The sequence below is a fragment of the Pseudomonas sp. B37(2017) genome, from assembly GCF_002112885.1.
Classification (GTDB): Bacteria; Pseudomonadota; Gammaproteobacteria; order Pseudomonadales; family Pseudomonadaceae; genus Aquipseudomonas; species Aquipseudomonas paraglycinae.
On record NZ_NEIX01000007.1, the window covers coordinates 1 to 20,858 of the forward strand.

General features: G+C 60.8%; 13 protein-coding genes. 11 read left to right on the forward strand and 2 right to left on the reverse strand.

Translation table 11 applies throughout. The annotated features are described in order from the left end of the window. Window positions 1–207: 207 nt before the first annotated feature. The 6 genes from recC to CAF90_RS18040 all read left to right on the forward strand — a co-directional run bounded on the left by recC (window position 208) and on the right by CAF90_RS18040 (window position 11,911). The gene (recC, locus tag CAF90_RS18015) at window positions 208–3,660 is read left to right on the forward strand and encodes an exodeoxyribonuclease V subunit gamma (protein WP_085607971.1); all 3,453 of its coding nucleotides are present in this window, start codon (window positions 208–210) and stop codon (window positions 3,658–3,660) included. Beyond that, window positions 3,657–7,346 carry an exodeoxyribonuclease V subunit beta gene (recB, locus tag CAF90_RS18020; RefSeq protein ID WP_085607973.1) on the forward strand — a complete coding sequence of 1,230 codons (3,690 nt, stop codon included), beginning with the start codon at window positions 3,657–3,659 and terminating at the stop codon, window positions 7,344–7,346. The genes recC and recB overlap by 4 nt, the downstream gene beginning before the upstream one ends. Continuing rightward, window positions 7,343–9,451 carry an exodeoxyribonuclease V subunit alpha gene (gene recD / locus CAF90_RS18025; protein ID WP_085607975.1) on the forward strand — a complete coding sequence of 703 codons (2,109 nt, stop codon included), beginning with the start codon at window positions 7,343–7,345 and terminating at the stop codon, window positions 9,449–9,451. Before recB ends, recD begins: the two co-directional genes overlap by 4 nt. Window positions 9,452–9,570: 119 nt before the next feature. After that, window positions 9,571–10,146: a YfiR family protein gene (locus CAF90_RS18030; RefSeq protein WP_007953870.1), complete on the forward strand. Its 576-nt coding sequence runs from the start codon at window positions 9,571–9,573 to the stop codon at window positions 10,144–10,146. Continuing rightward, on the forward strand, window positions 10,143–11,411 hold the full coding sequence (locus CAF90_RS18035) for a diguanylate cyclase domain-containing protein (protein WP_085607977.1): 1,269 nt from the start codon (window positions 10,143–10,145) through the stop codon (window positions 11,409–11,411). Before CAF90_RS18030 ends, CAF90_RS18035 begins: the two co-directional genes overlap by 4 nt. Beyond that, a complete protein-coding gene (locus CAF90_RS18040; RefSeq protein ID WP_170929403.1) occupies window positions 11,411–11,911 on the forward strand; it encodes an OmpA family protein in 501 nt (166 codons plus the stop codon). The genes CAF90_RS18035 and CAF90_RS18040 overlap by 1 nt, the downstream gene beginning before the upstream one ends. Here CAF90_RS18040 and CAF90_RS18045 read toward each other — a convergent pair. Then, window positions 11,908–12,855, reverse strand: a complete 948-nt coding sequence (locus tag CAF90_RS18045; protein WP_064382631.1) for a LysR family transcriptional regulator — start codon at window positions 12,853–12,855, stop codon at window positions 11,908–11,910. The genes CAF90_RS18040 and CAF90_RS18045 overlap by 4 nt on opposite strands. A 149-nt stretch (window positions 12,856–13,004) precedes the next feature. Here CAF90_RS18045 and CAF90_RS18050 point away from each other — a divergent pair, with 149 nt between their 5' ends. Continuing rightward, window positions 13,005–14,531, forward strand: a complete 1,527-nt coding sequence (locus tag CAF90_RS18050) for a CoA-acylating methylmalonate-semialdehyde dehydrogenase (protein WP_085607979.1) — start codon at window positions 13,005–13,007, stop codon at window positions 14,529–14,531. 9 nt (window positions 14,532–14,540) lie between these two features. Next, window positions 14,541–15,428: a 3-hydroxyisobutyrate dehydrogenase gene (gene mmsB / locus CAF90_RS18055; RefSeq protein ID WP_039772935.1), complete on the forward strand. Its 888-nt coding sequence runs from the start codon at window positions 14,541–14,543 to the stop codon at window positions 15,426–15,428. A 94-nt stretch (window positions 15,429–15,522) separates the two neighbouring features. On the opposite strand, the gene CAF90_RS18060 is transcribed toward mmsB, so the two are convergent. Continuing rightward, complete coding sequence (locus CAF90_RS18060; RefSeq protein ID WP_007953863.1) at window positions 15,523–15,867, reverse strand: cupin domain-containing protein; 345 nt, start codon at window positions 15,865–15,867, stop codon at window positions 15,523–15,525. A gap of 567 nt (window positions 15,868–16,434) precedes the next feature. Between CAF90_RS18060 and CAF90_RS18065 the strand changes: the two genes are divergently transcribed. Genes CAF90_RS18065 through CAF90_RS18075 form a run of 3 tightly spaced genes read left to right on the forward strand, consistent with a single transcriptional unit; the run spans window position 16,435 to window position 20,853 of the window. Next, window positions 16,435–17,406, forward strand: coding sequence for a DapH/DapD/GlmU-related protein (locus tag CAF90_RS18065; RefSeq protein ID WP_085607981.1), 972 nt, complete (start codon window positions 16,435–16,437; stop codon window positions 17,404–17,406). Beyond that, complete coding sequence (locus CAF90_RS18070) at window positions 17,403–18,653, forward strand: hypothetical protein (RefSeq protein WP_007953861.1); 1,251 nt, start codon at window positions 17,403–17,405, stop codon at window positions 18,651–18,653. Before CAF90_RS18065 ends, CAF90_RS18070 begins: the two co-directional genes overlap by 4 nt. 22 nt (window positions 18,654–18,675) lie before the next feature. Continuing rightward, entirely contained in the window at window positions 18,676–20,853 is a 2,178-nt protein-coding gene (locus CAF90_RS18075) for a prenyltransferase/squalene oxidase repeat-containing protein (RefSeq protein WP_085607982.1), read from the forward strand. Window positions 20,854–20,858: the final 5 nt, after the last annotated feature.

Consider the following 20,858-nt stretch of genomic DNA (forward strand, 5'->3'; position numbering starts at 1 on the left):
ATCGCCGATGGTAGTGTGGGGTTTCCCCATGTGAGAGTAGGTCATCGTCAAGATTAAATTCCGAAACCCCAATTGCGAAAGCAGTTGGGGTTTTGTTTTGCCCGCGGGAAAGTTCTTACAGCATTCTCAGCCGCCTTGCGGCTGTCGTCGCCTGCCGACAATGCTAAGGTTCAGCCCTAGCTTTTGTACTTTTCCAAGGAAGCCTTCATGCCGGACACCCAGTCCCTCAACGCTGCATTCATGGTCGTTCAGAGCAACAGCCTGGATGAACTGCGCAGCCTTGTGATCAGCATCATGCGGCGCTATCCACTGGCTCCCCTGGAGAACGAAATCGCGCTTGTACAGAGCAACGGCATCGCTCAATGGCTCAAGCTGGCACTGGCTGAGGATCCTGAAGAGGACGACTCCGGCGGCTGTGGTATCGCCGCCGCTATTGATGTGCAACTGCCGGGCAGTTTCATGTGGCAGCTTTACCGGATGGTTCTGGGACGAGAGGACATTCCGGCAAAGTCGCTGCTCGATAAGGCACCGTTGACCTGGCGTCTGATGCGCCTGTTGCCACAGGTCATCACCCGACCGCATTTCGAACCGCTACAGCGCTTCCTCACCCATGACACCGATCTACGCAAACGCTACCAGTTGTCCGAACGTCTGGCAGACCTCTTCGACCAATACCAGGTTTACCGCGCTGATTGGCTTGAGGACTGGGCAGAGGGGCATCATCAACTCCGAAATGTAAGAGGTGAAGCGAAGCCGCTCTCACCGACCAGTTGCTGGCAGGCAGAATTGTGGCGCGCTCTGCTGGACGATGTGGGCGAGCAAGGCATGGCCCAGAGTCGCGCGGGCGTGCACCAGCGGTTCATGGAGCGCATCAACAGTCTTGAACGCGCACCGACCGGACTTCCCCAGCGAGTGATCGTTTTCGGAATTTCCTCGTTGCCCGCCCAGGTACTGGAAGCATTGGCCGGGTTGTCTCGTTTCAGCCAGGTTTTATTGTGCGTCCATAACCCCTGTCGTTATCACTGGGCCGATATCGTTGCCGACAAGGATCTCTTGCGTCATCAGTACAAGCGGCAGGCCCGAAAAAACGGCATGCCTGTGGTGCTGGATTCGGAATCGCTCCACCAACATGCTCACCCGCTCCTCGCAGCGTGGGGTAAGCAAGGTCGCGATTACATCAACCTTCTCGACAGCTACGACGAGCCGGACAGCTATCGCGCAGCATTTCGCAACGGACGTATCGATCTGTTCAGCGAAAACCAGCCGAAGAACATGCTGAATCAGTTACAGGACGACATTCTGGAGCTGCGGCCGCTCAGCGAGACTCGAACGCTCTGGCCGGCAGTCGATCTGACTCAAGACGATTCGATCCGCTTTCACATAGCTCATAGCGCCCAGCGCGAAGTGGAGATTCTCCACGACCAGCTCCTGGCCCGTTTCAGTGCCAACCCTCAATTACGCCCTCGCGATGTGATCGTGATGGTGCCTGACATCGATAGTTATGCGCCGCATATCCGCGCCGTATTTGGCCAACTGGATCGTCAGGATCCACGCTTCATTCCTTTCACCATGGCCGATCAGGGGCAGCGCGGACGGGATCCATTACTGATCGCTGTCGAGCATTTGCTCAAGCTGCCGGACAGTCGTTTCCCCGTCAGTGAAATTCTCGACCTGCTCGACGTTCCTGCGTTACGCGCCAGGTTTGGTGTGCAGGAGCGAGACTTGCCGACTCTGCATCGCTGGATCGAAGGGGCCGGCGTACGTTGGGGCATCGATGCCGGGCAACGGGCCGAACTGGGGTTGCCCGACGAACTGGAGCAAAACAGTTGGCGCTTCGGCCTGCGTCGGATGCTGCTCGGCTATGCCGTCGGCAGTTCCGGAGCCTGTGGGGATATCGAACCCTACGATGAAATCGGTGGTCTCGATGCCGCGTTGATCGGCCCGTTGGTAGCGTTGCTGGATGCACTGGAGCTTTCGCATCAGCAACTGATGAAACCCGCGCAACCACAGGAATGGGGATATCGGCTTCAGGCGTTGATGCAGCTGTTTTTCAAACCCGAAGATGAGCATGACGACTACCTGCTGGCTCAGCTCGAGGAGTTGCGCGAAACCTGGCTGGAAACCTGCGAGGCCGTCGGTCTGCTGGACGAGCTGCCACTGACCGTCGTCCGTGAGGCCTGGCTGGCGGGGCTGGATCAGGGGCGTCTGTCGCAGCGCTTCCTGGCGGGAGCCGTGAACTTTTGCACGCTGATGCCGATGCGCGCGATCCCGTTCAGGCTGGTTTGCCTGTTGGGCATGAACGATGGCGATTATCCACGCGCTCAACCGCCGCTGGACTTCGATCTCATGGGCTGCGACTACCGGCCGGGAGATCGATCCCGTCGGGAGGATGATCGCTATCTTCTGCTCGAAGCGCTCTTGTCCGCCCGTCACCAGCTCTACATCAGTTGGGTGGGCCGCAGCATTCGCGACAACAGCGAGCGGCCAGCCTCTGTGTTGATCGGCCAGTTGCGCGATCATCTCGCCAATGGATGGCGATCGGTCGACGACAACGAAGATCTTCTGATTGCCATGACTCAGGAGCATCCGTTGCAGCCATTCAGTTCGCGCTACTTCCATGAGGAAGACAAACTGTTCAGCTATGCCAGCGAATGGCAAGTGCTGCATCAGCATCACGAGCAGAATGACGTCGCAACAATGCTTGCCCCCCATGTTCAGGAGGAACCGTTGAGTCTGGAGCTGCTGCAGGACTTCCTGCGCAATCCGGTTCGACACTTTTTCATTCAGCGACTCAAGGTTTACTTTGAAGCGGCGCAGGTACCTCAGGCTGACGAGGAACCCTTTGTGCTGGATGCGTTGCAGCGATACATGCTCAGCGACAGCTTGCTCGGGGCAGCCTTGAGACACCCGAACAATGTTGATCAGGCGCTCGAGTCTCAAGCCCGACGCCTGCAGAACAGCGGACTGCTGCCCATGGCCGGGTTCGGTGAATGCCTTCAACGAGAGTTGATCGAGCCTTTGCCAGACTTGTTGCAACGATATCAACAGCTGTTGGCGTTATGGCCAACACCGCTAACCAACGCGCTACCGATCAATTTTGAATGGCAGGAACTGCGCCTTGAAGGATGGTTGGGCGGTTTGCACCGGCGTGCCGATGGCGGCGTACTGTCGATCACGACGATCCCCAACAGCATAGGCTCGATCAAGAGCCGCAAATGGCATCGCATGACCAAGCCCTGGGTCAGCCATCTCGTCGCGTGCGCCAGTGGACTCTCCCTGACGACCGCACTGGTGGCGAGTGATGACACGCTCCTTCTTGAACCTCTGGAACAGACTCGAGCGGGGCGAATTCTCGAGGATCTGCTGCGTGCCTGGCAGACGGGCATGCGCCAGCCACTTCCAGTTGCGGTGAAAACAGCTTTCGCATGGCTGGGGCAGACCGATCCAATCAAGGCTGAAGCGGCTGCCCGTAAAGCCTATGAGGGCGATGGTCAGACCAGCGAAGGCGAGCGGCGTGAAAGTCCGGCTCTGTCCCGACAATTCGCCGACTTCGATGCACTGCAGGCGGATGAAACTTTCTCCGGTTGGTGTGATGCACTGTATCGCCCTCTGCTTGAGGCACCTTGGCGTTCATGGACCCACGAGGAGGCAGGCGCATGAGTAACCAGCAGCCTCTCGCCCTGGCATTCCCGTTAAAGGGCAGCCAACTGATTGAAGCCAGTGCGGGCACTGGCAAGACGTTTACCATTTCGGCGTTGTATCTGCGGTTGATCCTCGGCCACGGAGGCGAGGCGAGTGGTTTCGCTCGAGAGCTGTTGCCCCCGCAGATTCTCGTGGTGACCTTCACCGACGCAGCCACCAAAGAACTGCGCGAACGTATACGCACACGTCTGGCCGAGGCCGCCCGTTTCTTCCGTGACGAGTCACCGCCCCCTGATGCGTTGATTGATGAACTGCGTGCACAGTTCGATCCGCAACAATGGCCCGGCTGCGCGAACCGCCTGGATATCGCCGCGCAATGGATGGATGAAGCTGCGGTCTCGACGATCCACAGCTGGTGTCAGCGAATGTTGCGCGAGCATGCGTTCGACAGCGGCAGTCTGTTTACCCAGACCCTGGAAACCGATCACAGCGACCTGCTCGGCGAAGTGCTGCGCGATTATTGGCGGCTGTTTTGCTATCCGATGCAGGGCGATGCCTTGAACTGGGTTCGCAGCCACTGGGGAGGGCCGGCGGCCCTGTTGCCGCGTGTGCGTGGGCTGTTTGGCACCGAGCGCGAAGGGGATTCAGAAAAGACGCCATCCGAGCTGATCGAAGACTGCCTGCAGGAACGCCGTGCGGCATTGGTGGAGTTGAAGGGGCCATGGCGGCAGTGGGCTGATGAGTTACTCGCCATCTGCCATCAGGGCGTCGCCAACAAAACCGTGGACGGGCGCAAGATGCAGGCCCGCTATTTCGAACCCTGGTTCGAAAAGCTCAAGGCCTGGGCCGAGGACGAGTCGCTCGAGCAACTGGATATCGGCACCGGGTTCGCCAGGCTCACGCCGGAGGGCATGGCTGAAGCCTGGAAGGGCGAGCCGCCGAGTCACCCGGGCCTGGATGCCATGCCTGTGCTCAAGTCGAGCCTCGACAATTTGCCGACGCCCGATGCGGCCGTGCTGCAGCATGCTGCCAAATGGGTTGGTGCTCGCTTTGAAGACGAGAAGCGCCGTCGGGCCGAAATGGGTTTCGACGACATGCTGTTGCGTCTGGATGCTGCCCTGCAATCCGATGGTGGGGAACGTCTCGCCACGCTAATCCGCGAGCAGTTCCCGGTCGCCCTGATCGATGAGTTCCAGGACACCGATCCGGTGCAGTACCGGATCTTCGAAAGCATCTATCGCATTGAAGAGAATAATCCCGAGACCGGGCTGTTCCTGATTGGCGACCCCAAGCAGGCGATCTATGCCTTCCGTGGCGCGGACATCTACACCTATCTGCGAGCCCGGCAGGCCACAACCGGACGCCTGCATACCCTGGGCACGAACTTCCGTTCCAGTCACGGGATGGTCAGTGCGGTCAACCATGTTTTCGAACGTGCCGAGTCCCGTGAGCAAGGGCGCGGAGCATTTCTGTTCCGAGAGAAAAACGGCGATAACCCGGTGCCATTCCAGCCTGTAGAGGCTCAGGGTCGTAAAGAACGTTTGCAGGTATCCGGGCTGGACGTGCCAGCGCTGAACATCTGGCATTTATCCACCGACAAGCCACTGTCGGGGGCGGTTTATCGTCAGCAGTTGGCGGCAGCCTGCGCCAGTGAGATCACGACCCTGCTCAATGGCGGGCAAACCGATCGTGCCGGGTTTGCGCAGGAGGGCAAGGATTGGCGTGGGCTGCGGCCAGCGGACATTGCGATCCTGGTTCGCGACGGTAAAGAGGCGCAGGCGATACGCGGTGAGCTCGCAGCGCGCGGAGTCCGCAGCGTTTATCTGTCGGACAAGGACTCGGTCTTTGCCGCTCAGGAAGCCCATGACCTGCTGTCGTGGCTCAAGGCGTGCGCCGAGCCGGATGTCGAACGCTCCCTGAAAGCGGCGCTGGCGTGCATCACACTGAACCTGCCGCTGGCTGAGCTGGAGCGTCTGAATCAGGACGAACTGGTCTGGGAAACCCGGGTCATGCAGTTTCGCGGTTATCGCGAGCTCTGGCGCAAGCAAGGGGTGCTGCCGATGTTGCGGCGCCTGCTGCACGACTTTCAACTGCCGCAGATGCTCATTGCCCGCAGTGATGGTGAACGGGTGCTGACCAACCTGTTGCACCTGTCGGAGTTGTTGCAGCAGGCCGCGTCGGAACTCGATGGCGAGCAGGCGCTGATCCGTCATCTGGCCGAGCATCTGGCGCTGTCCGGGCAGGCCGGTGAAGAGCAGATCCTGCGTCTTGAAAGCGACGAACAACTGGTCAAGGTCGTGACCATTCACAAGTCCAAGGGGCTTGAATACCCTTTGGTGTTCCTGCCGTTCATCTGCTCGGCCAAACCCGTGGATGGCAGTCGATTGCCGCTGCATTACCACGATGAGTCCGGCAAGGCCCGAATCAGTCTGAAGCCCGACGCTGAACTGATCGCCCTGGCGGACAATGAGCGCCTGGCGGAGGATCTGCGTTTGCTCTACGTCGCGCTGACCCGCGCACAACATGCGTGCTGGCTCGGGGTGACGGATCTCAAACGCGGTAACCACAGCAGCTCGGTGCTGCATCTTTCTGCGCTGGGCTATCTGTTGGGCGGTGGCGCAACGTTGAACGAGTCCAGCGGATTGGCCCGCTGGCTGGACGATCTGCAACAGGATTGTTCGGCGCTGAGCGTTGTTGAAATGCCGGAGGCCACAAGCGAGGAGTACCAGCCTCCGCGTAACGAAGCCACGCTACGTGCCACCCTTTTGCCGAGCCGCAGGGCCAGCGAAAACTGGTGGATCGCGTCATACAGTGCCTTGCGCATCAGTGACGTTTTGAGCGTCGGCAATGACGAAGCTCCCGACAGTCCGCAAGCGCAAAAGCTGTTCGATGACGAACGCCTCGACCCTGAAGCTCCGCGCGAGATCATTGCCGGCGGGGCTGACATTCACCGCTTCCCTCGTGGCCCGAATCCGGGAACGTTTCTTCACGGTTTGCTGGAATGGGCAGGGGAGGAAGGGTTCGCGGTCACCCGCGAATCGCTGGATGATGCGATTGCCCGGCGTTGCAATCGACGGGGCTGGGAAGGCTGGATCACCACCCTCGGCGACTGGCTGCAACACTTGCTCAAACTGCCGCTGCCTGCGGGCCTCGACCAACCGCCAGTGGTGCTTGAGCAATTGAAGCAATATCGGGTCGAGATGGAGTTCTGGTTTGCCAGCCACAAAGTCGACGTGCTCAAGCTCGACGAACAGGTGCGTCAGTTCACCCACAACGGTGTTGCCCGGGTCGGCGCCGAAGCGGTGCAGCTCAATGGCATGTTCAAAGGCTTTATCGACCTGACGTTCGAGCACCAGGGTCGCTACTACGTGGCCGATTACAAATCCAACTGGCTGGGTGTCGATGACGCCGCGTACACCGAGCGAGCCATGGAGCAGTCGATCCTCGACAACCGTTATGACCTGCAATACGTGCTGTACCTGTTGGCACTGCATCGTCAGCTCAAGGCGCGGCTTACCGATTACGACTACGACCGGCATATCGGCGGCGCGTTGTATCTGTTCCTGCGCGGGACACGGGCCCCTGGCGGTGGCGTTTATTTCGCGAGGCCACCAAGGGAGCTGATCGAACGTCTGGACCTCATGTTCCAGGGCAAACCGCAACCCAAGGCCGAGCCCGCGTGGGAACAGGGAGTACTGCTATGAACCGGACATTCGCCGACCTGCTGCCATCGCCGCTGACCGCCGACAGCCTCGCGCAACTGACGCCCCTGACCCGGGCCGATGATCTGTTGCTGTTGCTGACCCAATGGGTCGAGCGTGGCTGGTTGCGGGCGCTGGACAAGGCATTCGTGGCCTTCCTTCATGAGTTGGCACCCGATGTCGATCCGCTGGTGTTGCTCGCCGCCGCATTGACCAGTCATCAGCTCGGCCATGGTCATGTCTGCCTGGATCTGTTCGAAACCCTCAAGGCGCCGGATTTCGCGCTGTCTCTGCCTCCGGAGGGGGACGCACAACCCGGCGTATTGCTGTTGCCCTCGCAGTTGCTCGAAACCCTCGATGGAGCGCATTGGTGCAAAGTGCTGGCCGGCAGTTCGCTGGTGGCACTGGCCGCCGACGAAGGTGCATCGGCTCAGGAGCGCCCGCTGGTGCTGTCCGGCAAACGCTTGTACTTGCGGCGCTATTGGGCCTACGAGCGGCGCATCGACAGCGCATTGCGTCAGCGGCTCGCGGAGCAGGAAGCGACACCGTCCGATCTTGCACGGCGGCTGGACGAGCTGTTCGATCCAGCGCAGCGTGCGGATGTCATCGACTGGCAGAAACTCGCCTGCGCCCTGGCCACCCGAAGTGCTTTCAGCATCATCACGGGTGGCCCGGGCACCGGCAAGACGACGACGGTGGTCCGTCTGCTGGCGTTGCTCCAGGCACCTGCGGTCGAGGCGCATCAGCCATTGCGCATTCGCCTCGCGGCGCCTACCGGGAAGGCGGCGGCGCGTCTGACCGAGTCCATCAGTCAGCAGGTGCAGTCGCTGAAAGTTGCTGACAGTGTCCGGGAAAAAATCCCGACCGAGGTGACCACGGTGCACCGCCTGCTTGGCAGCCGTCCCGGCACGCGGCACTTTCGCCACCATGCCGGTAACCGTCTGCCCCTGGACGTTCTGGTGGTCGATGAAGCGTCCATGATCGACCTGGAAATGATGGCCAACCTGCTCAATGCCTTGCCGCCTCATGCCCGATTGGTGTTGCTGGGCGACAAGGATCAACTGGCCTCCGTGGAGGCCGGCGCGGTGCTGGGGGATTTGTGCCGCGATGCCGAAGCCGGTTGGTACAGTCCGCAGACCCGTCAGTGGCTGGAGCAGGTGAGCGGCGAATCCCTGCAGGACAGCGGCTTGCACGAAGGCACTGACGGTTCGCATCCGTTGGCCCAGCAGGTAGTGATGCTGCGTTACTCGCGGCGTTTCGGCGAGGGCAGCGGCATCGGCCAACTGGCGCGGCGGGTGAATCAGCAGCTCCCGGACGAGGCTCGGCAGTTGCTGGAAGCCAAGACTCATGGCGATGTGTTTTCGTTGCCGCTTCAGAACGAGCACGACCGGAACCTTGAGCACCTGGTACTCGATGGGCACGGCGTAGGCCCTCACGGATATCGACACTATCTGAGCGTCTTGCGTGATCGACGTCCGGCGAGCGGAACGCCGCTCGAGAGCCCGGGCTGGATCGAATGGGCGCGTGACGTCCTGCGAGCCTTCGATACCTTCCAGTTGTTGTGCGCAGTGCGCAAAGGGCCGTGGGGTGTCGAGGGGCTGAACCGGCGCATCACCGACGCTTTGCTCAAGGCGCGACTGATCGAGAGCGACCAGCAATGGTACGAAGGTCGGCCGGTGCTGATGACCCGAAATGACTACGGTCTGGGGCTGATGAACGGTGACATCGGTATCGCCCTGAAACTGCCCGAGCGCGATGGGCCGGATGCCGGTAAATCGGTGTTGCGAGTGGCGTTCCCGCGTAACGACGGGCGCGGCGGGGTGCGTTTCGTGCTGCCGAGCCGGCTTAATGATGTCGAGACCGTCTATGCGATGACTGTGCACAAGTCGCAGGGCTCGGAGTTTGCCCATACCGCGTTGATCCTGCCGGACGCCCTGAATCCCGTGTTGACCAAGGAACTGATCTACACCGGAATTACCCGGGCCAAGGACTGGTTCACCTTGATCGAGCCTCGGAGCGGCGTGTTTGAAGAAGCGGTGCAGCGCAAGGTGAAGCGCTTGAGTGGACTGATGCTGGAACTGGAAGACGGGACGCCGCATAAAGGATGAAGGAGCTTTCAATTGCCGCCGATAATTGACCGACCGGTCAGAGGCCGCTGTATCGCTGGCGTTCCAACGCTGTGCTATCGTTGCGGCATCATTTCGTAACGATCCAAGAGAATCCCTGCATGAAGGTGGCTGTCTGGGCGACAGAGCGCGTAGTTGGCTGCAAGCGGGCGTTGCTTGCCGGTGTGCTCTGTTTGCTCTCGGGTGTGGCCGCTGCCCAGACTCAACCCCCGGCGGGCATGGCCGAGCAGCGGGCCAAATCCGTCACCCAGGTTGTCCTCGGTATCCTCAGTTATGCGCGCTGGCCGGTAGAGCCGGCGCAATTGCGCCTGTGCATCGTCGGTCCAACCGAATACACCGACGACCTGGTCAAGGGTACGACCCAGGCCACGGGGCGTCCGGTCATCGTGCGTCGACTGTTGGCTGACAATCCGGCCATCGTCAGCGAGTGCGACGCGGTCTACATCGGCAAACTCACGACCGACGAACGCAGCCGGCTGTTCGCATCCCTGATCGGCCATCCGGTGCTGAGCATCAGTGAAGGCGGCGATCAGTGCACGGTCGGCAGCCTGTTCTGCCTGCGGGTCGGCGATGAACAAGTGTCGTTCGAGGTCAATCTCGACTCCGTCGCCCGCAGCGGCGTGCGCATTCATCCCAGCGTGCTGCAGTTGTCGCGCCGCAAACCGGCGGTGCCATGAGACGCGACAAATCCACAGGGCGCCCGACACTCGGCTCGGTCATCGGCCGTGGCAACCTGATTGTGGCGCTGGTCGCCGTGGCAATGGCCAGTGTGTCGCTGACGCTGCTTGGGGTGCTGGCGCTGCGGGTGTATGCCGATCACAACCTGCACTTGATCGCCCGCTCGATCAGTTACACCGTGGAAGCCGCCGTGGTGTTCAACGACAAGGCCGCCGCGACCGAAGCGCTGGCGCTGATCGCCTCGACCGAAGAAGTGGCGGATGCCCAGGTGCTGGACACTCAGGGCCAGTTGCTCGCGCGCTGGCAGCGTCCGGAGAACGGCTTGTTTTCCGAACTGGAGATGCAGGTCGCGCGGGTCATTCTGGAAAAACCCATCAGCCTGCCGATCCTGCATCAGGATCGCGAAATCGGGCGCATTTTGCTGATCGGCCACGGCGGCAGCCTGATGCGTTTTCTGTTGAGCGGTTTGGCGGGCATCATTCTCTGCACGGCGATCAGCGCCTGGGTCGCGCTGTACCTGGCGCAGCGTCAGTTGCGCAGGATCATCGGTCCGTTGCACAGCCTGGCGGCGGTCGCGCATGCGGCCCGCAGCGAGCGGGCACTGGACCGACGCGTACCTCGGGCAAAGATTGCCGAGCTCGATAATCTGGGCAATGACTTCAATGCCTTGCTCGATGAGCTCGAAGACTGGCAAACCCACCTGCAAAGCGAGAACGAAACCCTCGCCCACCAGGCCAGTCACGACAGCCTCACCGGATTGCCGAACCGGGCCTTTTTCGAAGGCCGCCTGATTCGTGCGCTACGCAGCGCCCACAAACTGAACGAGCGCGTGGCGGTGCTGTTTCTCGACAGCGATCGATTCAAGGACATCAACGACAGCTTCGGTCATGCCGCCGGCGACGCAGTGCTGGTGGCGGTAGCCAATCGGGTGCGGGCGCAGTTGCGTGAAGAGGATCTGGTGGCGCGTCTGGGCGGTGATGAATTTGCCGTTCTGCTGACGCCCCTGCACAAGACCGAAGACGCCGAGCGCATTGCCGACAAGATCCTCGCCAGCATGGACATCCCGATTGCACTGCCCGGCGACAGCAGTGTCGTGACTTCGCTCAGTATCGGCATCGCCGTTTACCCCGATCATGGCGCCACGCCCGGCACCTTGCTCGATGCGGCGGATGCCGCGATGTATCAAGCCAAGCGTTTGTCGCGCGGCGCCCAATTCACGGCCGGGTCGGAGCACCCGGTCGATCCCGTTCAAACCAGGAGCTGATGCCCGTGTTCTCACTTTCCTTTCGACTGTTTTCCACCCTGTTGCTGACGGCCATGCTGGCCCTGACCGGTTGCCAGACCGCTCCACAAAAGGGTCTGACGCCTGCCCAAGTCGCGGTCCTCAAGCAGCAAGGCTTCGAGTTGACCGATGACGGCTGGGAGTTCGGCCTGTCGGGCAAAGTGCTGTTTGGCAGCGATGTCGAAAGCCTGAACAAGCAAAGTACCGAAATCGTCGAGCGTATCGGCAAGGCGTTGCTGGGTGTCGGCATTGAGCGGGTGCGGGTCGATGGCCACACCGATGCCTCGGGCAAGGAAACCTACAACCAGCAGCTGTCTCTGCGTCGCGCGAAAAGCGTCGGCAAAGTGCTGACGTCGGTTGGCATGAAAGAAGAGAATATCCAGCTGCAAGGCCTCGGCAGCCGCGAACCGGTCGCCTCCAACGACACTGCCGCCGGCCGCACCGAAAACCGCCGGGTGTCGATCGTGGTCAGCGCCGATTAATCGGCGAACTGCATTTCGCGGGTCTCACCCATCAACAGACCCTGATTGCGCTCGGTCACCTCACGGATGTAATCCCACAACAGGGTGATCCGTTTCAACTTCCGAAGATCCTCCCGGCAGTACATCCAGAACTGCCGGGTGATGTCGATTTCCTCAGGTAACACCGGCAACAGGCGCGGATCCTGGGCCGCGAGGAAGCACGGCAGAATCGCCAATGAGCGCCCCTGCTGCGCCGCCACGAATTGCGCGATCACGCTGGTGCTGCGCAAATTGGCGCTGGCGCCGGGCAACACGTTCGCCAGATACAGCAGCTCCGAGCTGAACGCCAGGTCATCCACATAACTGATGAATTGATGCTTGCCCAGGTCGGCGGGGCGGCGGATCGGCGGGTGTTTGTCGAGATATTCCTGGGTCGCGTACAGCTGCAAGCGGTAGTCGCAGAGTTTGCAGCACACGTACGGCCCGTGTTCCGGACGCTCGAGGGCGATGACGATGTCGGCCTCGCGTTTGGACAGGCTGATGAAGTGCGGCAGCGGCAGGATATCCACCGAAATCGCCGGGTAGGCGTCGACGAAGTGGCTCAGTTGCGGGGTGATGAAGAAGCTGCCGAAACCTTCGGTGCAGCCCATGCGCACATGCCCGGACAGCGCGACGCCGGAGCCGGACACCTGCTCGCAGGCCATGTGCAGCGTGCTTTCGATCGACTCAGCATAACTCAGCAGGCGCTGGCCTTCGGCAGTCAGCACAAAACCGCTGGTGCGGGACTTTTCGAACAGCAAAGTGCCGAGCGCCGATTCCAGCGAACTGATCCGCCGCGACACGGTGGTGTAGTCTACCGCCAGGCGTTTGGCCGCCGTGCTGGCCTTGCGGGTACGGGCGACTTCGAGGAAAAACTTGAGGTCGTCCCAGTTCAGCGAGCCTAGAGAGGTGATGTTTTTTTGCATGATGGACGGGCTTATATGTGCGTTCTTATTAGAAGTTTGCACATCTATACTCCAAAAACAGTCCGACAACCAATTCGCGACACACGCCTCATCTCAAGGCGAACCTTTCGCCTTGGCTCCCAAGATAAAAACAATTTCTGGAGACCAGCATGAACGCATCGCTTACGCCCAACGAAACCACGGTCCAGAAGGTCAAGCTGCTGATCGACGGCGAGTGGGTCGAGTCGCAGACCACCGAATGGCACGACATCGTCAACCCGGCGACCCAGCAAGTGCTGGCTAAAGTCCCGTTCGCCACCGCCGCTGAAGTTGACGCCGCCGTCAGCGCCGCACAGCGCGCCTTCCAGACCTGGAAGCTGACCCCGATCGGCGCGCGCATGCGCATCATGCTCAAGCTGCAAGCGCTGATCCGCGAGCATTCCAAACGCATCGCCGTGGTGCTGAGCGCCGAGCAGGGCAAGACCATCGCTGACGCTGAAGGTGATATTTTCCGTGGCCTGGAAGTGGTCGAGCACGCCTGTTCCATCGGCAGCCTGCAAATGGGCGAGTTCGCCGAGAACGTGGCCGGCGGCGTCGACACCTACACCCTGCGCCAGCCGATCGGCGTTTGCGCCGGCATCACCCCGTTCAACTTCCCGGCAATGATTCCGCTGTGGATGTTCCCGATGGCCATCGCCTGCGGCAACACCTTCGTCCTCAAGCCATCCGAACAGGATCCGCTGTCGACCATGCTGCTGGTGGAACTGGCGATTGAAGCGGGCATTCCGGCCGGTGTTCTGAACGTCGTCCATGGTGGCAAGGACGTGGTCGATGGCCTGTGCACCCACAAGGACATCAAGGCGGTTTCGTTCGTCGGTTCGACCGCCGTCGGCACCCACGTTTACGACTTGGCCGGCAAACACGGCAAGCGCGTGCAATCGATGATGGGCGCGAAGAACCACGCGGTGGTGCTGCCGGACGCCAATCGTGAGCAAGCGCTCAACGCGCTGGTCGGCGCCGGTTTCGGTGCGGCCGGTCAGCGTTGCATGGCCACCTCGGTGGTGGTGCTGGTGGGCGCGGCCAAGCAGTGGCTGCCGGATCTGAAAGCGCTGGCGCAGAAACTCAAGGTCAACGCCGGCAACGAGCCGGGTACCGATGTCGGCCCGGTCATTTCGAAAAAGGCCAAGGCGCGGATTCTCGATCTGATCGAAAGCGGCATCAAGGAAGGTGCCAAACTCGAGCTGGACGGTCGCGACATCAGCGTGCCGGGCTACGAGAAAGGCAACTTCGTCGGCCCGACCCTGTTTTCCGGGGTAACCACCGACATGCAGATCTACACCCAGGAAATCTTCGGCCCGGTGCTGGTGGTGCTGGAAGTCGACACTCTCGATCAGGCCATCGCGCTGGTCAATGCCAACCCGTTCGGCAACGGCACTGGCCTGTTCACCCAGAGCGGTGCGGCGGCGCGTAAATTCCAGACTGAAATCGATGTCGGCCAGGTCGGCATCAACATCCCGATTCCGGTGCCAGTCCCGTTCTTCAGCTTCACCGGTTCGCGTGGTTCGAAACTCGGCGACCTCGGCCCGTACGGCAAGCAAGTGGTGCAGTTCTACACCCAGACCAAAACGGTCACGGCGCGCTGGTTCGATGACGACAGCGTCAACGACGGCGTGAACACCACCATCAACCTGCGCTGAGGAATGGCCATGAAAATCGCATTTATCGGTCTGGGCAACATGGGCGCGCCGATGGCGCGCAACCTGATCAAGGCCGGGCATTCGCTGAATCTGGTGGACCTGAACAAAACCGTGCTGGCGGAGCTCGAGCAGCTGGGCGGCACCATCCGCGCTTCGGCTCGCGAAGCTGCTGAAGATGCAGAACTGGTGATCACCATGCTGCCGGCGGCGGTGCATGTACGCAGTGTCTGGCTCGGTGAAGATGGCGTGCTGGCCGGAATCGGCAAAGGTGTGCCGGCAGTGGATTGCAGCACCATCGACCCGCAGACTGCGCGCGATGTGGCGGCGGCGGCCGCCAAACAAGGCGTGGCCATGGCCGATGCACCGGTGTCCGGTGGTACTGGTGGCGCCACGGCCGGGACGCTGACCTTCATGGTCGGCGCCACCCCGGAACTGTTCGCCACCCTGCAACCGGTGCTGGCGCAGATGGGCCGCAACATCGTGCATTGCGGTGAAGTCGGCACCGGGCAGATCGCCAAGATCTGCAACAACCTGTTGCTCGCCATTTCGATGGTCGGCGTCAGCGAGGCGATGGCGCTGGGCGATGCGCTGGGCATCGACACCACGGTGCTCGCCGGGATCATCAACAGCTCGACCGGGCGTTGCTGGAGTTCGGAAATGTACAACCCGTGGCCGGGCATCGTCGAAACGGCGCCGGCCTCGCGCGGCTACACCGGTGGCTTCGGCGCCGAGTTGATGCTCAAGGATCTGGGGCTGGCCACCGAAGCGGCACGTCAGGCCCATCAGCCGGTGGTGCTGGGCGCGGTGGCGCAGCAGTTGTATCAGGCGATGAGTCAGCGCGGGGAAGGTGGCAAGGACTTCTCGGCGATCATCAACAGCTATCGCAAGCCGCAGTAATCGTCGTCAGACCTGTGCTCGTCACAGGCCTGCAATTCAGATGCAGTAGGTGTTGCCGGGAAATCACGTCGGGTGGTTTCCCGGCTTTTTTGTATCAGGCGAACACGAAATATTTGCGCACGGTCTCGACCACTTCCCAGGTGCCCTTCATGCCTGGCTCGACCACGAAGATGTCGCCGGCGCGCAGGTGGATCGGCTCCATGCCGTCCGGGGTAATCACGCAGTAGCCTTCCTGGAAATGGCAGTACTCCCACTTCACGTAATCCACTCGCCACTTGCCCGGTGTGCAGATCCAGGTGCCCATGATCTTGCTGCCGTCTTCGCTGGTGTAGGCGTTGAGGTTGACGGTGTGCGGGTCGCCCTCGAGCTTTTCCCATTTGCAGGCGTCGAGTACGGGCAGGGGATGGGTGTCGCGCAAAACGGTGATAGGTGCGGGCATGACGGCTCCAGGCCAGAGGGAGTTAGAGCCGTCACCGTAGCCTTCGCGGGTGCTGTCGGAATGTCTGGGGTCGACCTCCAGATGCCTGTAAGCGCTGGCGCAGACCTGCGTAAAAACTGGATTTGCACCATCGCTGTGCATATATGACGGTTTTAATACAAGCATGCACCGTAAAAGTTCAATCAATTTTTAGACTAAAACGAGATAACCATTCTGACACCTATTGCAAAACAAAATCGTCTGTACTATAACATTCGTACTAAAGGACTATTCCTCGGAAGGGAGCTCCAACTGAGTCACGGACAGACTTGAATCGGCTTTTTCTCATCTCGATAACTGACTTGGTCTTCGGCTCAAGTGTGAACTTCTATCTGTTGTTAATGAATAATGACAGTTGAATGAACCGGTCAGTTAATAAGTGGCGCGGACGCAATGTCTCGCGTGCTTTGAGTAGAGGCCTTAAATAAACAGTTAATTATTATTTGTGTACTGGCGGATTTATATCTGCGGGATACGCACGCCTATCGAATTTTTATGTGCCCGGCATCAATGGAATGAGGCTTTATTGTGGACGACATAAACGTAATTGAAGTTTCGACGATTGTTGATAGTGCGAGTGAACTTGGCCGGCACGTCTGGGTGCGTGCCGGCAGTCGCCTGACAAATGCGCAGATCAGCGATGACTGCTTCATCGGCTTCAGGTGCGATTTGCAGCACGCGTCCATCGGTAAATCCAGCATGTTCGCCACCGGGGCCCGGTGCCTGGGGACGGCGCAATCGCCCGTTCGGATTGCCGAAAACGTCTGGTTGGGCGCCAAGTCCACCGTGGCTGCCGGTGTCTCCATCGGTGCCGGGGCCGTGGTGGCGGCTGGCGCGTTGGTGACAGCGGATGTGCCGCCGGACGCAATCGTCGTCGGTCGTCCGGCGCGGGTCATTGCCCGGCGCACCGTGGTCGAGGACGGCCGGCCGAGCCCGGAACCGGTGCTGGCCAAAGTCCGGGAGCGGGCGCGCCAGGGCTTGCCGTCGATGCTCGATCGGTCCACGCAGTCGGTCGCGCGGCTCAAGTCGCTGAACCCCGACACCCAGACCTGGGACATCAGCGACGACGCCCTGATCGATGCCGAATTGCGCGGCGGAGCGTCGGTGGAAATCGCCCGGGACTGCATTCTGATCGGGCGCAGCAACCGTCAGGGCGGCATGTCGCAACTGGGCGGCATCGAATTGGGCACCGGCGTGCGACTGGCTGCCGGTGTGGTTATCGAGGCGGCCGGCGGGGTGTCCGTCGGTGCCTTCAGCGAGTTGTCCGAGGGGGTCACGATCGTTGCCTCCACCCATGATCATTCGTTCCGCTCACTGCCCTGGGAGGAGGCACCGGTGCGCATTGGAAGTCGTTGCGTTATTGGCGAGGGCGCCATCTTGGTAGGTCCACTGAATATTGGTGACGGTGCCGTTATCAAACCGTACTCGGTGGTTATAAGGGATGTATTGGAAAACACTGTGGTTCATGGCGTTGTTCAACTAATGGAGATTCAAGAATGATTTTATTTGCCCCCAATCCAACCGGTTCCGGTCACAACATGCGCGCGCTGTCCATCGCTCAGGCGATCAAGAAACAGCGTCCGGACATGCCATTGACCGTGGCCCTGGCTTCCCTGCAGCCGACCTTTACGCCGATGTTCGAAAAGTCTGGCGTTGAAGTTGTGGATATTGCCGGCCGTTTGGTCGATTACTCGAAAAAGAGCAACTTGTCGAAAGAGCTCGACTGGAATAATTACATTGGCGGATATATCGCCAATACCTTCCTGTCCGGTGAGCGAATTCTGTCTTACCTGGCCCTGATCGCCGAATACAAGCCCACCGCTCTGGTGTCGGACTACAACATGGCCGCCTGCCTGGCCGCGATCTTCAGCGGTACGCCGCTGGTGTTCGTCACCGAGCGCTACGACTTCACCCTGTGCCAGCTCGAAGACCATGATCTGGCTGACGGCGGTTTCGAAGTCAACGCGCTGGAAATGGCCCGGGCCCGTACCGCGCTGCACAGTCAGTTCAACTGGATGATCAATCAGAGCCAACTGGTGCTGACCGACAAACCGTATGTGGCCTCTCTCGATCAGGGCACACCGGTGGCCGAAGCGCTGGTCAGTGGCAAGGCGCATTTCGTCGGCCCGATGATCCGCGACATCAATGTGCAGACCGGCTTGAACGTGCGCGAGCAACTGAACCTCGGCGACTCGCCGTTCATTGTGGCTTCGATCAGCGGCACCACGATGTTTGCCCAGAACAAAGACGCGCTGCTTGCCGCCTATCTGGACAGCTTCAAGATCCTGCGCGAGCGCAATCCGGAACTGAAACTGGTGTTGCTGGGCCGTCAGGATATCCAGGCTCAGGACGGCGTCGTCTGCGTGCCGTACTACCCGGACTGGATGGGCCTGCTGCGCGAAGCCAGCCTGCTGATTTCGGCGCCGGGCTGGATCACCGTGACGGAAATCGCCGCACTGCAGATTCCGACGCTGTTCGTGCTGCCGTCCAAATCCGAGTACCACGAACTCGAGGCGCTGCGTCGCCTGGAGCTGCTGGGTTTCCCGACGCATCTGGGCCACGACCGCGATGCGATCGTCGAGCTGATCCAGGGTGAACTGGAAAAAGACACCGACGCTTCGACCTACTACGCGCCGCATCAGCAAGTGGCCGCGCCGGATGGCGAAGGTGCCGCCCGCGCCGCGACGCGCATCATCGAGTTGTGCCAGGGCAGCGTTGTGTCGCTGACCGAAAGCAAAGCCGCTTAACCTCAAGGAAGAGGGATTCACCATGTCACTGCATCCGCAGTTTCTATTTGATCAAGGCCTCAAAGACATCGACCACGGCGGCTTTTTCGCCGTGACCGATGCCAGTGGCGAGGTTGCGATTTCCAGCGACAAGCAGTTGCAGGATCAGGTCGCCGCGACGCTCTATCAGGCCGAGCACGGCGACGATGTCGAACTGCGTTTTGCCCATGACGGGCTGATGCGTTTGCATGATGCGTCGAATGGCGGTTTCCACGAGCTCGCTGATCGCTACTGGACGCCGCACGGCTCCGGGCGCTGCCGCACGCTGGCGCTGCAACTGGACGCGCTGGCGGCATTGATTGCCTATCAGCGTAGGGTGCCGCAGGACGCGGCGAACGATGCCGCGATCCACGGCTTGCTGGAAAAGGTTGAAGCGCTCTATGCCCGCTCCACGGTCGCCGGCCTGTACAGCAGCGACTGGTCGACGCCGCTGGAACTCGCGACTTCGATCGATCTCGACATCAGCGCCACGGCCTTGCTGGCGCGTATCGACAATCAGCCGTTGGGTCTCGGCTTGGTCGGGCATCTGCAGATTCATGCAGAAACCCTGATCGGCCGGGTGGCCGGCAGCGACAGCCAGTCCTGTGTCGATGTGGCGCTGACCCGTTGCGGCGTGCGTGCTGAGGTCAGCCTGGTGCTGGCGCAACTGGCTGATGCGCGCGACGACAATGCGTTGTCGAATGTGGCCCGCTCGTTCCTGCTGCAAACCCTGGCGCTGTTCCGCGATCCGGCGTACGGCGGGTATTGGGACCGGGTCGGGATCAACGGCAAAGTGCGTTGCGACTGGCACACCTCGTACAAGCATCACGAGTCGCCATTCCCGATCAAGACTGCCTACGACGTGGCGTTGCTGTTGCAGGCGATTCAAGCCTTGCCGTCCGGCGCGAGCGAAACGGATCGGGCTTCGGTGACGGCGGCGTTGCTGGAGTTTCACGACGCCCGCAATGGCGGGCTGTTCATGGGCAAGGGCTATTTCTGGTCGACGCCGGATGACCCGACCGTGCCGTTCATTCGGCAGTTCTGGGCGCCGCCGCGTCAGCCGGGGATCTTCAGCATCGGTAACCTGACGTACCTGCCGTTGCACCTGAAAAGCCTGAAAACCCAACTCGCCGCGGCCCACGCCTTGCAGTCCATCGAGCCGGCCGCTGCCGTCGCTCATCATGACGATGCGGCGTTGGTAAACCGTGAACTGCAAGTGATCGATGGCGGTGGTGATGTGCAGCGCATTCACCCGAATGGCGTGCCGACCATCAATGTCGATCTGCAGCGTTATCTGGCGTGGTTGGCCAAGGCCCGGGCGTCGAATGAAACACCTTACGGGCTGACCGCCGAAACCGCGCCATTGGGTTTCCGTGCCGACAAGACCTGGCAGGTGTTTTCCGGGTTGCACGTGATCTCGGACTTGCACGCGCTGGGTCTGCAAATCGAAAACAAGGCCAGCCTGATCGATTGCATCAGGGCTTCGCAAAACACCGATGGCGGATTCGCCGAGCAGCCGGGGCATCTGAGCGATGTGTTCGCCACTTACTGCGCGGTGTTGTCGCTGCGGGTGCTGGGCGCGTTGCCGAACGATATCGGCGGTTGTGTGCGTTACCTGCAGGCGTGCCAAAACCCCGATGGCGGGTTCGGCGATGTGCCGGGTTTCGGCTCGGACATCTGGCACACCAATCTGGCAGTGTTGTCGCTGCATGCCCTTGAAGCCAAGGCGCCGGACGAGCAGGGCGTGATGGCGTTTGCCTTGCGCTGCCGCTCGGCCGATGGCGGTTTCGCCAACAAGCCCGGATATCCGCCGGACGCGTTTTCGGTGTACCGCGTGGTGTCGACGCTGTTCATTCTCAACCGACGCATCGTCGATGCCGAACAGACCGTCGCCTGGCTGCAAAAGCTGCAACTGGCCAACGGCTCGTTCCATTACCGGCCAGGCAAAGCGGTCAGCCTGGTGGGCACTTACATGGCCATCGCAGCGATGTATCTGCTCGACGCGCAGCCGACGTATTTGCAGGCATCGAAAGACTGGATCGCTTCCCATCAGAAGCAGGACGGTGGATTCGGCCCGCTCAATGCGACCTCGGCGACCACCGACGAAAGCTTCGTCTGCATCCAGACACTGCTGATTCTCGAACAAGGGCTGTCGCAATACTGGGTGGCGTTGTTGAACTGACCCGC

Bases quoted from the DNA above. Each gene is read 5' to 3' on its own strand.
- recC (WP_085607971.1), top strand. From the start codon at position 208: ATGCCGGACACCCAGTCCCTCAACGCTGCATTCATGGTCGTTCAGAGC.
- recB (WP_085607973.1), top strand. From the start codon at position 3,657: ATGAGTAACCAGCAGCCTCTCGCCCTGGCATTCCCGTTAAAGGGCAGC.
- recD (WP_085607975.1), top strand. From the start codon at position 7,343: ATGAACCGGACATTCGCCGACCTGCTGCCATCGCCGCTGACCGCCGAC.
- CAF90_RS18030 (WP_007953870.1), top strand. From the start codon at position 9,571: ATGAAGGTGGCTGTCTGGGCGACAGAGCGCGTAGTTGGCTGCAAGCGG.
- CAF90_RS18035 (WP_085607977.1), top strand. From the start codon at position 10,143: ATGAGACGCGACAAATCCACAGGGCGCCCGACACTCGGCTCGGTCATC.
- CAF90_RS18040 (WP_170929403.1), top strand. From the start codon at position 11,411: ATGCCCGTGTTCTCACTTTCCTTTCGACTGTTTTCCACCCTGTTGCTG.
- CAF90_RS18045 (WP_064382631.1), bottom strand. From the start codon at position 12,855: ATGCAAAAAAACATCACCTCTCTAGGCTCGCTGAACTGGGACGACCTC.
- CAF90_RS18050 (WP_085607979.1), top strand. From the start codon at position 13,005: ATGAACGCATCGCTTACGCCCAACGAAACCACGGTCCAGAAGGTCAAG.
- mmsB (WP_039772935.1), top strand. From the start codon at position 14,541: ATGAAAATCGCATTTATCGGTCTGGGCAACATGGGCGCGCCGATGGCG.
- CAF90_RS18060 (WP_007953863.1), bottom strand. From the start codon at position 15,867: ATGCCCGCACCTATCACCGTTTTGCGCGACACCCATCCCCTGCCCGTA.
- CAF90_RS18070 (WP_007953861.1), top strand. From the start codon at position 17,403: ATGATTTTATTTGCCCCCAATCCAACCGGTTCCGGTCACAACATGCGC.
- CAF90_RS18075 (WP_085607982.1), top strand. From the start codon at position 18,676: ATGTCACTGCATCCGCAGTTTCTATTTGATCAAGGCCTCAAAGACATC.